Origin of the sequence: Olivibacter sp. EAT-5 (assembly GCF_044784325.1) — a bacterium.
Classification (GTDB): domain Bacteria; phylum Bacteroidota; class Bacteroidia; order Sphingobacteriales; family Sphingobacteriaceae; genus Olivibacter; species Olivibacter oleidegradans.
In genome coordinates, this window is sequence record NZ_CP173028.1 from 2,195,916 (window position 1) to 2,209,311 (window position 13,396).

The following is a 13,396-nucleotide window of genomic DNA, read 5'->3' on the forward strand; positions in this document are numbered from 1 at the left end:
CACAATTTTTATTGCTTACAAAATTGGCAATTTCGCCTTTGCAATTATTATTCCGTTTGTTTATCGGTTACTTTTCTATTCTTGACATATTTTTCAAGCCAACAATCCATTTCCCAGAATGTATGCATAATGGATTCCTTTGCTCGATAACCATGAAATTCCTTCGGGAGCAGTACTAAACGGACCGTTCCTCCATGGCCTTTAATGGCGTTGTAAAGTCTTTCACTTTGTATAGGGAAAGTCCCGGAATTTTCGTCATCCAAGCCATGGGTCATCAATAAAGGTGTTTTTATTTTATTTGCATAGCTGAAAGGCGACATTTGGTAATACACCTCGGGAGCCTCCCAATAGGTCCTCGATTCATACTGAAAGCCGAAAGGTGTAAGGGTTCTATTATACGCACCACTTCGAGCTATTCCCGCAGCAAAAAGATTGGTATGGGCTAACAGATTTGCCGTCATAAAAGCTCCATAAGAGTGCCCTCCAACAGCAATTCTGTTTCGATCGGCAATACCCATATCCACAACATGATCAATTACGGCTTGCGCATTATCTTGAATTTGCTGGATAAAGGTATCATTGGGCTCTTCTTTGCCTTCACCCACAATAGGCATGTCGGTTTGATCCAAAATCGCATAGCCACGGGTTACCCAATAGACGGGCGATCGAAAAGCAAGCCGTGTAAAACGGTATGGAGAGCCTTTTACCTGTCCTGCTGCCTTTAAACTTTTAAACTCTTTAGGGTAAGCCCATATCAAAACCGGTAGCGGGCCTTGTTCCTTGGTATAACCCTTGGGTAAATACAAGGTTGCTGTTAGTTTAATGCCATCCTTACGCGGATAAGATAACTGCTGTTTACTAACTCCTTTGAGACTTGGATAAGGATCGGGAAAGGTAGTCAACGACATACCATTGCCATTTTTCAAATCTATCCGATAAATGTTAGGTGCTTGTTCTACGGACTCGCGGGAAACATATACAACGCCTTTATTGTTAAAAAATAAGGGCTCTTCATAATAGGGGGCTTTAGACTTAAAGAGGGTGTCCTTTCGATCGCTTAACAAACCCCACTTCATCAAAAAGGGACGATCGCCCTCCGGAGAAGATCCGACTCCTATACTGAAAGCCATAGGCTCTGCTTCTTTTTCGAATAACAGGACAGGTCTGTCGTAAGGTCCGTCAGCATGGACGAACTGGCCTGGATCGGTATAACTGTCCTCAGACGAGCGGTCGGCAATGACTTTAACGATCTTTCCCGTTTCCGGATGGATCAGCGTCATCTTTTCTTTTCTATCTTTCCGCCACTCTTCTTTTAAAACAGCATACTGCTTATTGCCCCATTCAATCCCTTGATATCGCAAAGTGGTTGACGTCAATTTAACGGCCTCTCGATTAAAAGGTGCTTTCAAGGTAAAGACTACATCGCGGATGGCTTGTTCTTTGTTTGGGTCACCTCCATCCTGTGCTTCTACCCAGTATAAAGTGGCAGGTGCATCGGTCCGCCATCCAAACTCCCTAGCGCCACTAATGACAGCATCAAAGCCGGTTGGAAGATTTTCAGCTAAAGGAGATGTCGCCAATTTTTTCACTTCCTTTCCCCAAGCGGTATAAATAATATTTTCAAATGGGAAGGAATAAATAGGCACTAAATAAGAATACGGACGTATCACCTTTTGAGCAAGTATATATTTACCGTTGGGAGCATAAGCTAGGTCACGGTAAATTCCTGGAGCTAAGATCTTTTCCACTTCACCGTTTAGACTTACCAAGGCGGGTTGAGAAGTTAAGAAGTAATCCATAAGCGTCTCGTCGTAAGGATTCTTTAGCAGATTCTGATAAGTTCTGGATGGAGCCGCCAAGCCAATGTTCTCCTGAATAATCGGTCCACTGGGGACCAGGCTCTCCCGGGGTTGCGTACCTCTTGCATCTACAAGCAGCTGTACCAATAATTGATTACCCTCAGGAGCCCATTGTAAGGTTCGCCCATAGGCATCATTTACATATCTTTCGGATATTCTTTTGGCCTGTAACTTTTCGATATCGACGAGCCACAGCTCTACTCCTTCTTTTGTTGCATTTGTGAAAGCAAGATACTGTTCATTCGGACTCCAAGTAATATTGCCAATCTTTGCCGACTTTGGTAAACCTTCCACCAGTTTTTCATTGGTTGAATTTACTTCTTGGATCGCCATCGATGTATAAGTAGTAGATACGGCTGAAGAATTATTCAATGGATTAATACGTAAACCGGCGAGGCCAAGAATGGGCTGGGAAACATCTTCAATGGATGGATAATCAGGCACGCGTAAAAGCAATAACTTGGTACCACTCTTATTAAACCGGACGACCGGTGTATTCGGTGCGTTCAAGAGCTCTTGAATACTGGCGGGTGGGCTTTGATAACCCTTTTGCTCCTGCGCTCGGGCGGATATAGTAGCAGCAAAAATTAAGAGGCTAAGTAGTGTTTTCTTCATGTATATTATTTTAATTAAAATACTGTTAAAATGGTCGATCGTGAACCAATTATATTAGGTGATTAAAAATAGCTGCAATATGCCAATAATTGCCCGAAATACCTAACATGAGATATAAAAAACTGAGTATTCGCCGTTAAGAACGAAGTGCCATATGTGTAAATACGTTCTTTTAATTGCAAGGACCAATGTAAGTTGAACGGGAAATCCGGGCTTGTTTATCCATCGTTCTTTGATATGGCAAAAAATCAATACTTTTACGATAAAATAATTGGAAAAAAGAATAGAACAATCATCTAAATAAGAAAAAATATAATTCATGAAAGGTATTATTTTAGCAGGAGGATCAGGTACCCGTTTACATCCCTTAACACTGGCGGTAAGCAAGCAACTGATGCCTGTGTATGACAAACCGATGATTTACTACCCTTTATCAACACTGATGCTAGCGGGTATAAATGAGATTTTGATTATATCCACGCCACACGATTTGCCCAACTTTGAAAAATTGTTAGGCGATGGCTCGCAGATTGGTTGCAAGTTTTCTTATGCCGTTCAGGCGGAACCCAATGGCTTAGCGCAAGCCTTTGTTATAGGAGAAGAATTTATCGGTGAGGATAAGGTGGCGCTGATTTTGGGAGATAATATTTTTTATGGTGATGGCTTGTCTAAGTTGTTGCAACAGAGTGTTAATCCGGAAGGCGGCGTCGTTTTCGCTTATCCCGTGTCCGATCCCGAACGTTATGGTGTTGTTGAGTTCGATGAGGACAAGAATGTGCTATCGATCGAAGAAAAGCCAAAAGAACCCAAATCAAATTATGCCGTTCCGGGTATTTATTTCTACGATAACTCGGTCGTATCGATTGCCAAGAATATCGAGCCGTCTGCAAGGGGTGAGTATGAGATCACTGACGTGAATAAAAAATATTTAGAAGCGGGTCGTTTAAAAGTAGGGGTTTTCAGTCGTGGCACGGCCTGGTTGGACACGGGTACCATTCCTTCTTTAATGCAGGCAGGTCAATTCGTGCAAGTTATTGAGGAGCGTCAGGGCTTGAAAATAGGGTGCATCGAAGAAGTAGCCTATCGTATGAAATATATTAACGCCGATCAATTACGGACCATCGCTGAACCTTTGGTAAAGAGTGGTTATGGGGAATACCTATTGCGACTGGTGGGAGGGAAGTAGGTGAATCGATAAATAGCCAATTTTATGACTAGCTAATGTGATGATTTACGTTAAGAGGTGTTTTACGTTTTCCGGTACGGCTAGCCAGTGAGCGGTTGGATCGCAAATTCAATTATTTCTATCACGTGAAACCGGCTGGAGGGAAGGATTCAAAAGACTAACAAAAAAAGGCTGGCGGTCGATAGCTGACAGCTGATTGCTATAAAAATGAAAACAGCATTAATAACAGGAATTACCGGACAGGACGGTGCATATTTAGCCGAATTTCTGCTAAAAAAGGGTTACCGTGTCCATGGGGTGAAGCGGAGAAGCTCGCTTTTTAATACAGATCGGATCGACCATCTCTATCAGGATCCCCATGAAGCGAATCCGAAATTTACTTTGCACTACGGCGACTTGACCGATTCAACGAATCTGATTCGTTTAGTGCAGGAAACCCAACCGGATGAAATTTACAACCTTGCAGCCCAAAGCCATGTAAAGGTCAGTTTTGATACCCCCGAATATACAGCCAATGCCGATGGTTTAGGTATGCTCCGCTTATTGGAAGCAGTCAGATTGTTAGGAATGACAGCGAAATGCCGTATCTACCAAGCTTCCACTTCTGAACTCTATGGGCTCGTACAAGCGGTACCTCAAAGTGAAACAACTCCGTTCTATCCCCGATCTCCTTACGCGGTAGCAAAATTGTATGCCTATTGGATAACGGTCAATTACCGTGAAGCCTATAAAATGTACGCATGTAATGGTATTCTATTTAATCATGAAAGCCCAATAAGGGGCGAAACTTTTGTGACGAGAAAGATTACCCGCGCAGTATCCAAGATTGCACTAGGGTTGCAAGACCGGTTATATTTAGGGAATCTCTCTGCGCAACGCGATTGGGGGCATGCTAAAGATTATATTGAAGCCATGTGGCTGATTCTCCAGCAGGAGCAGGCGGAGGATTATGTAATTGCGACAGGTGTTACGACTACCGTACGTGATTTTGTGCGAATGAGTTTTGCCCATGTAGGTATCGAAATTGAATTCAGTGGAAAGGATGAGCAGGAGAAGGGTGTTGTTATAGATGCAGATGAGCAAAGATTGACGGCGCTCGGAATAGACCCGGCTAACATCAAATTCGGTCAAACGGTTGTTAAAGTAGACCCTACTTATTTTAGACCAACGGAAGTCGATTTACTTATCGGCGATGCCACAAAAGCGCAGACTAAACTTGGATGGAAGCCAAAATACAATCTCGAAAGCTTGGTAGCTGACATGATGGAGTCTGATCTACACCTCATGCGTAAAGAGGAATACCTTAAAAAGGGCGGCTTTAAAACGATGAATTACTTTGAGTAGCGGGGTATTTTAGGTATAAGGTTTAAGGTGTACGACCTGCACAACCTTCTAAACCTTATACCTTCACCCCCTACGCCTCTAGTGTCTTCTAATATAGTCTGCTGCATCCCCGTCCATCATACTATAAGGGAGCAAGCTAAAGCTGAAGTTGATGGGTTCTTTGGCAATTTGGTATTGCGGCAGCGTAATCGGTCCACAACTACCATTACCTAACCCCCGTTGCGCATAATCAATATGTAATATAACTTCCGGCCTTGCCTTTAACTCATAAGGATGCTTGGCCTTATGCAAATCCCTTTCGGTATAATGAGAAGCACTAAAGCCGAGTTTGTTGTCTGCAACAACGATCATTCCCTGGTTATTCGTATTCGTAAGCTTTACCCATTTCGTATCTTCTCGGTTCGCCATACTTTGGGGTCGCATATAATTGCTTCCTAACTGTTCCACGGTACTTTGGTAACGACCAAAAAAGGCAGCCTGCTTACGGTCGATATAATTCTCATGCGGCCCTCGCCCCAGCCATTCAACAGTATTATGTCGCCCATTGACGGTTGTGCTAAAACCAATCCTTGCCAGGGGTAGTCCATCTTTGTTGGGGTTGATAAAGGCCGAGACATGTATAATGCCGTTTCCGTACACGGTGTATACAAGATTGAGCGGAATTTCATACCCGGACTTGGTACTTGCGATTACCGATGCGGTAACCTGGACCGACTTACGGCTGCTTTGATTGATGTTGAAATCATTTACCTTAAACGACAGGGAGTCATATCCCTCCTTTTCCCACGGAATCGCCTGTCCCCAATCTTTATCGCGGTCGTTATCAAGCGTAGCCCGATAGATGTTCAATTTCAAGCCATTTCCGAGACCTTCGATCAGCTGATTATTTCGATAAGCCAAGGATGAAATCATGCCATTATTGCGATTGAATCCTACATGGAACTCTTTGCCGATTAAGGTAACCTCATCTTCTTTTTGGAGTACAATAATATCAGGCAGGGTGGTCACCGTATCCAAGTAGGCAACTTGTACCGGCGCTCGGTAGGGCATTTCAAACTGTTCCGTTGCTACCACGGTCCCTTTCGGAGCCCATCGCTCATCCTTAGTTGATTTAACAGAAAGTTGCAAATGATAAGATGCCCCCGGAGCTAAGAGCGGTTGCTTGATGGGCACACGTAAAATGCTGCTATCGCCCGGTGCCAGATTCAGCGGCGGGAGTACGCCTTGCTGAACCTCCTTGCCATCCTCTGTTAGTACCCAATCCAATGTAAAATTGTTCAAGTCCAGAAAAGCATATTTATTCTTTACACGGACATTTCCTTCCACAAGATTTGCTGCCGTGAAGCTTACATATTGATACACTTTTTTCACTTCTTCCAACTTGGCCGTCGGTTTTCTATCCGGTGTCAATATACCATCCATGCAAAAGTTTCCGTCATTCGGCTTATCACCAAAGTCGCCGCCATAAGCAAAAAAGGTTTGCCCCTTCGCGGCTCCCGGTATCTGTTTGCTCAAACCATGGTCCACCCACTCCCAAATACAGCCACCAATAAGGCGCGGATGACTTTCGATGACATCCCAATATTCTTTCAGATTACCGATGGCATTTCCCATAGCATGACCATACTCACACATCAAAAAAGGTTTGGTGCTAGCCGTTTGTCCGCTCTTTAATAGACTGGCGACTGAAGGGTACATGGTTGATTCAATGTCTGCCACTTCGTTGTAACTTTCAAAATGAAGCGGTCTGGTCGTATCAATCGCCAGTACCGCTTCATGGGCGGCCTTGAAGTTCTCATGGCCCCAAGACTCATTGCCTAAAGACCAAATAATGATCGAAGGATGGTTTTTATCGCGCTGTACCATCCGCCTGTGCCGATCGATGTAGGCCGGTTTCCAACTGATGCTATTTCCTAAATCTGCCTTCGCTCCATGGGTTTCCAAATCCGCTTCATCAATTACATAGAGGCCATATTCATCGCATAACTTGTACCAACGTGGGTCGTTGGGATAATGAGAAGTACGTACCGTATTGATGTTATTTTGCTTCATCAATTGGATGTCTTCCAACATACTTTCATAAGGTACGGCCTTGCCGAAAACGGGATGTGTTTCATGTCGATTCACGCCCTTTAATAAGATCGGCTTATTGTTTACATACAAGCGGCTATTCTTAATTTCAATTTTTCTAAAACCGAACTTGCTCGATAAAACTTCAGTGACCTGATCCTGTTTGTCTTTCAGGGTAAGGATTACCGTATAAAGGTAAGGCGTTTCTGCCGTCCATAACTTGGGATTTTGGATGGTGCTTTTCAATTGATAGGCAGCATCCTCTTCCTTTTTCCCAAAGAGGCTTCCAAATCCAATCTTTCGATTGATCCGTTCTTCCATTTTGGAAGAGAGTACCACTTCCTTTCCTTCCGCGTCCAAGATCTTCACGCTTAAACTTCCAACCGCGTCGCCACCTTTTCCGGAATTTCTTAACCAAGTGTCGGCTATAAAAGTTGCCGAAGAAAGATCATCCGATAGTATTGATTTCAGAAAAAAATCGCGTATATGTAATTTCGGAGCGGCGCTCAAGTATACATTTCGATGAATCCCACCCAGTCGGAACATATCTTGATCCTCCAGGTAACTGCCGTCGCTCCATTTATACACTTCAACGGTAATTAAATTGCTCTGACCCGTTTGAACATATTCCGTAATATCAAAAGAAGCGCCTGTCATGCTCCCTTCACTATAGCCAATTTTTTCGCCATTAACCCATACATAGAAGGCGCTTTGCACGCCATCAAAATTCAGGAAGATCTGTTTATCAGCCCAATTAGAAGGGATTTCCACCTTACGTCTGTACGATCCCACGGGGTTGGGTTCCTTGTGTTTAGTCCATGACGTATCAACAGGTTTCATGATTTTGGGCGGTTCCACTTTAAATGGATAAGTGATGTTGGTATAGATAGGTGTGCCATATCCGTTAACCTCCCATGTGGACGGTACCCTAAGCTCCTTCCATTGACGATCATTAAAACCCTTTTTATAGAAATCTTTGGGACGCTCATTCGGGCTTTTTACCCAGTTAAATTTCCACAAGCCGTTTAAACTTTTATAGAGTGAAGAATTGGAATCGATATTAGCGATAGCCTGCTGCTCATTATCGAAGGGAATAGCCGTTGCATGACTGGGTAGTTTATTGGTTTCAAACACCTTTTCATTTTCCCAATCCCGCTGTTGTGCAGCAAGAGGCAAAGCGGTGCTTATAAGAAAGATAAGACTATATAGATAGCGATCTATTGCATTCATGTATGTTTGTTTTAGTAGCCTATTGCCCGCCTAATTGAGGAGCCTGAACCAGCGGAATCCATCAACTAACGAAAGCTAGCGAGCATCGTGATTGGCAAAGATATCATTTTACTCTACTAGAACGTAATAGTTGCCCTGAACGTATGGCTATTGTTACGCATGCGTAATTTTTGTGATCTGCACTTTTTCCGGGCAGATTTAAGTGCCTTCGTCAGCAACGGCGATATTCAGCTGCTGGAAGTCGGTAGGGCGTTGCCCCATGATGCTATAGAACGTATTACTGAAAGCCGAGATGCTATTGTAGCCTACACGATAAGCAATTTCGCTAATCGAGAGATCGTCTTTAATCAGGTGTTCCATCGCCTTAATAATTCGGGTTAATTTGAGATATTGAAAAAAAGGCATGTTCAAAATCGTCTTGAATAGTCGTGATAAGGTTCTTTCGCTAAACCCGAATGCCTTTCCTAAAACTTCCAAGGTCAGATCATCCGCGATATGTTGATGGATATAGATCAATACAGGTCGCAAACGGATGTTATCGGTGGTAGGCAATGCAATGGGTAATGGATGCAAACTGATTAACGGCAGGATATTTTTCATTGTATTCAGAAAATCATAGGCTTTGGAACCCGGAAAAATATCACCATGCCATCTTTCAGAAAACAGAAGCATTTCAAGCAGCAAGTTGTTCACAGGATAGATACCCATTTTCTTAAAAAAAGCATCATCGGTTCGCTTAGGGTCAAAGTGGATGGTACGTACTTTAACCGAAGGATATCGATGGTAAAAGCGATGTCGTACTCCTGCCGGAATCCAGGCATAATGTCTTGCCGGTAAAAAATAAGACCGATCTTCCGTATGTAAAAAGATCACACCTCCTTCCACGTAAGTGAGTTGCCCTTTATGATGACTGTGCAATTCCAGCTGATCACCATATTGGCTGTACCACAGATAGGTGCTGTCCGGGTGCTGGTCCAGCGCCGATAAATATTCGCTGATCGTTACTCTTTTCATTTGGCGTGTTTAAGCAAAAGTATGTCATTTTAGAGAAAAATAAGAAAACCAAATATCCCGACCTTTGTGGTGTCATTAGATAAATCATGAACTTTCTAAAGTATAACATACAACTGGGCCTGTGCTTGGTGATAACACTATTGTCTCCCGTATGTGGAAGAACACAGCAAATGAGGACTGAGCCCTTGAGCCTGGAAAAGGCCTGGCAATTGGCTGACCTTAACAGCAAAAAAATCCAAATAAGTGAAATGGATGTGCAGGTAAGCGCCGCTCGTTTACAGATCGCAAAGGATGGGCGCTTACCCGAAGTGTCAATTCATGGACAATATGCATACGTGTTTAATATGCCGATTTATGAAGATGGTCTTTTCCATACCCCCAAGCAATTTCCGGTCGATCGAAAGTACTATAAGGCGGGTGCTGAAGCCTATCTCAATCTTTACAATGGCGGTAAAACCGGTCGGGAAATTATGTACGCAAAAAAAGAACAGGAGATTGTTGAGGTGGAACATCACCGGACAGCGGCAGATATTCATTTCAGCGTAGCTGTGCATTATTATGATGTTTATAGAAATCAGGCCTATCGAACACTTTTATTACACGACATTAAAGAGCGCGAAAAGCAGTTGGAGGAAATTAAACAGCTTTACGCCAATGGAACAGTCCTTAAAAGCGATGTTTTACGGGCAGAGCTACGTTTGTCCAAACAGCGTATGTTATTGGTAGAAATCAATAACAGTATTAAAATCGCGGGGCAGCGACTTAATGTTTTGATAGGTAAACCTGACGACACGCCGGTGCAACTTGATGTTGACACCGGTGGCCATGCGGCATTTCAATTACAGTCTTTGCAAACGTACTTAGACGAAGCCCATGCACACGCTTTCAACGGATTATTGTCTGGAAAAGCCAAGGAGCTGCGTGCCCTCAACCTGCAACAAGTCAAATCGAATACCTCCCCTAAGGTAGGTTTCTTTGCTGAATATGGTTATGGCTATCCCCAGATACAATTTTATCCTTACAGTTTAGCGCTGTACGGCTCCGGAATGGCCGGCATAAAACTTAGTATTCCTATCTCCGGCTTATACACTAACAAACACAAGGTACAAGAAGCATCTTTGGCGCTTAAACAGCAGGAAATAGCCTATGAAAATGCCCATGACGAAATAAGACAAGCGGTAGAGGAGGCCTACTTACGATGTACGGAGGCTATGAAAAAAATTGAAGTTGCTAAAGAAAATATCAAGCAGGCGGCAGAAAGTTACCGCATTATGCGTAACACCTATTTCAATCAGCTTTCACTACTAACAGATTTTCTTGATGCAGAAACGCAATTACTGCAATCACGGTTCGAATTATCAACCGCCCAAGCAAATGCACGGGTACAATTTTACAAATTACAAAGAACGATTGGCAATTTATAATACAATGACAATACAAAAGCAATCATCATCTGATAAAATAATTACACGAATCACCACGGTAGTCGCCCTGATCCTCGTGATTGCCCTGCTCATTTGGGGTTTTCGTACGCTCGTTTCCTATTATCGTTTTGAGGAAACGAATGACGCACAAGTAGATGAATATATTAATCCCATAACCTCTCGGGTGAATGGTTATATAAAGGAAGTTCGCTTCGAGGAAAATCAAAATGTCCACAAAGGAGATACCCTGGTTATCATCGATAATAGCGAATACGCTGCGCAGCAAGAGGAGGCCGCAGCTTCCTTAATGAACGCCCGGGCACAGGTTGCCGTTTTACAAAGTAACATTCAAACGGCTAATAAAGGCGCCGCCGTAGACGAATCACATATTCGTGCCGCTAAGGCGAGATTGGTAAAACAAGAACAAGAGTATAACCGGTATCAGAAGCTTTACGAGGTCGAATCGGCCACTAAACAGCAGTTAGAAGCTGTGCAAAGCGCTTTGGAGGTTGCAAAGGCCGATTATCTTGCTGCAACCGATGCCTATGCAGCTTCTTTATCAAAAGCGAACGACATCCGGGTACAGGCCGATGTATTGCATGCCGAAATTAAGCGACGGGAAGCCGTGTTGCAACGGAGCGCTTTGAATACGGACTATACCGTTATTCGTGCCCCTTACGATGGCAAAATGGGAAGACGAAGCATCCAACCCGGACAGCTGGTGCAACCCGGCCAAACCTTAGCTTTCATTATCGATCGAAGCTCAGGCAAATGGGTTGTGGCTAATTTTAAAGAAACGCAAATCCAGCATATGCGAGTAGGCAAAGAAGTGTCTATCTCGGTAGATGCCTATCCCGATAAAATCTTTCATGGGAAAATAGAATCACTTTCCGGAGCCACAGGCTCGCGTTATTCGCTGTTACCACCGGATAACTCGACCGGTAATTTTGTGAAGATTGCACAAAGGATACCGGTGCGTATCCGCCTCGAAGGAGAAGATATTGAGCTTTTGAATGCTGGCATGAACGCCACCGTGCGCGTAGGAAAAGGAGGATGATATGGCTGATAAACAATTATTTAAAGCATGGGTGCCACGTTGGTTAATCTTCCTGACTACACTGCTGCTCTTATTGCCTACTTTATTGCTTTTTGCCATGTCAACAGCCAATGTATCCGCGGCGGTTGGCTACTATGGTATTGAGCCAGCTGACGTTCAATTCTCTTTGTTAGTTTTCTATGCCGCCATTGCGGCTTTCACACCCCTGGAAACCCGTTTCTTCAATCGGATCGCCACGAAAGAGTACTTGCTAATCTGCTTGAGTTTGCAGCTTGTTTTTGCCTATGGCGTATACCATAGTCATCACCTAGGCGTAATCCTACCCATACGGTTCTTACAGGGGATTGTGAATTGCGGTACCACCAGTATCTGCTTAAACTTACTTTTCCGACAGCTCAAATCAGACCATGCCCGAGAAATTGGCTACTCCATTTTTTATGGTTTGATCTTATGTGTGGCTCCCTTAACTTCCTTAATGGCCGCTCCGCTCATTGATCAATATGATTATAAAGTGATCTATAAAGCAATTACCTTTTGTATTATACCCGGTGCGATTATGTTATTAAGCATTATGCACAATGTGCGTCTCAGTCGTAAGACACCGCTTTATCAGCTGGACTGGGTCAGCTTTGTATTATACGCAGGAGCCTTAGTACTGCTTGCTTATGTGCTCGTATACGGACAGCAGCTGAACTGGTTTGATGACCCGATGGTTCGATATGGTGCTTTTTTAGTGCCATTCCTGCTATTGATGAATTATTGGCGACAGAAATCACTTAAACGACCCTATGTGTATGTTGAGATATTTCGTTATAAAAATATTTGGATAGGCCTTCTCTTATTAGTGATTCTCTATCTTGTACGTGGTAGCTTTAATCTAACTAGCCAATACTTTGCACAGGTTCTGGGCATGGATCCCATTCATACCTATCGCTTTCTATTGTGGAACATGCTGGGAGTTGTCATCGGTTGTACAATATCGACCCGATTGGTTATTTTAAAGAAATCACTTCAGGCACTTTGGTGTACCGGTTTTGCGCTGTTGGCTATTTATCATGCAGTGATGGTTCATTTTTTTTCTACCGAAGCTAATCCAAGCCACTATATCTTATTGCTAATATTGCAGGGAGTTGGTGCGGGTTTATTAATGGGGCCCATTGTGCTGTTTATCATTTCCTCGGTCCCAACGGTATTAAGCAAATCGGCCTCTGCGATTGGAGTCTTTGTCCGTTTCAGTACCTTCTCATTGAGTTTGGCTTCGCTCAATTTTTACCAGTTATACTTTGAAAAGATACATAGTAACCAGCTTGCTGAAGGGCTCAACCAAAGCAATTCCTTGCTAGCACAACGACTTTCTTTATATCAGCAGGCACTGTCAGCCAGCGGGATGCCGCATGATCAGGCTGGGCGCGCAGCACATGCTTTATTGGCGAAAAGTATGCACAAGCAAGATTTTCTACGTTTCTGCATGGATTATTATCAGTTGATGGCGATTATATGTGTTATTACCATAGTACTGATACTGCTCATGCCCATTATCAATAAAACGATTATTAATGTTAAGAACAAGCAACCGGCTGCAGCGGGGTTTTAGGTG

Annotated in this window: 8 protein-coding genes; 5 read left to right on the forward strand and 3 right to left on the reverse strand. The window is 43.4% G+C overall.

Going from position 1 to position 13,396, the window contains the following annotated elements; translation table 11 throughout:
- Window positions 1–47: 47 nt before the first annotated feature.
- Window positions 48–2,474 (reverse strand): prolyl oligopeptidase family serine peptidase, encoded by a 2,427-nt coding sequence (locus ACH11B_RS09060; RefSeq protein ID WP_377613280.1) that lies wholly within the window; start codon window positions 2,472–2,474, stop codon window positions 48–50.
- A gap of 319 nt (window positions 2,475–2,793) precedes the next feature.
- Between ACH11B_RS09060 and rfbA the strand changes: the two genes are divergently transcribed.
- Together rfbA and gmd are read left to right on the forward strand one after the other, a co-directional pair.
- Window positions 2,794–3,660, forward strand: a complete 867-nt coding sequence (gene rfbA / locus ACH11B_RS09065) for a glucose-1-phosphate thymidylyltransferase RfbA (RefSeq protein ID WP_149105192.1) — start codon at window positions 2,794–2,796, stop codon at window positions 3,658–3,660.
- A gap of 207 nt (window positions 3,661–3,867) precedes the next feature.
- On the forward strand, window positions 3,868–5,004 hold the full coding sequence (gene gmd / locus ACH11B_RS09070; RefSeq protein WP_377613281.1) for a GDP-mannose 4,6-dehydratase: 1,137 nt from the start codon (window positions 3,868–3,870) through the stop codon (window positions 5,002–5,004).
- Between the two features lie 78 nt (window positions 5,005–5,082).
- Here gmd and ACH11B_RS09075 read toward each other — a convergent pair whose 3' ends face one another.
- Entirely contained in the window at window positions 5,083–8,304 is a 3,222-nt protein-coding gene (locus tag ACH11B_RS09075; protein WP_377613282.1) for a glycoside hydrolase family 2 TIM barrel-domain containing protein, read from the reverse strand.
- A gap of 198 nt (window positions 8,305–8,502) precedes the next feature.
- The gene (locus ACH11B_RS09080) at window positions 8,503–9,318 is read right to left on the reverse strand and encodes an AraC family transcriptional regulator (RefSeq protein WP_149105195.1); all 816 of its coding nucleotides are present in this window, start codon (window positions 9,316–9,318) and stop codon (window positions 8,503–8,505) included.
- An 86-nt stretch (window positions 9,319–9,404) separates the two neighbouring features.
- Here ACH11B_RS09080 and ACH11B_RS09085 point away from each other — a divergent pair, with 86 nt between their 5' ends.
- The 3 genes from ACH11B_RS09085 to ACH11B_RS09095 are packed head-to-tail and all read left to right on the forward strand — an operon-like array spanning window position 9,405 to window position 13,393.
- Entirely contained in the window at window positions 9,405–10,742 is a 1,338-nt protein-coding gene (locus ACH11B_RS09085) for a TolC family protein (RefSeq protein ID WP_377613283.1), read from the forward strand.
- A 4-nt stretch (window positions 10,743–10,746) separates the two neighbouring features.
- Window positions 10,747–11,799 carry an HlyD family secretion protein gene (locus tag ACH11B_RS09090; RefSeq protein ID WP_377613284.1) on the forward strand — a complete coding sequence of 351 codons (1,053 nt, stop codon included), beginning with the start codon at window positions 10,747–10,749 and terminating at the stop codon, window positions 11,797–11,799.
- Window position 11,800: 1 nt separating this feature from the next.
- Window positions 11,801–13,393 (forward strand): MFS transporter, encoded by a 1,593-nt coding sequence (locus ACH11B_RS09095; protein WP_377613285.1) that lies wholly within the window; start codon window positions 11,801–11,803, stop codon window positions 13,391–13,393.
- Window positions 13,394–13,396 lie beyond the last annotated feature (3 nt).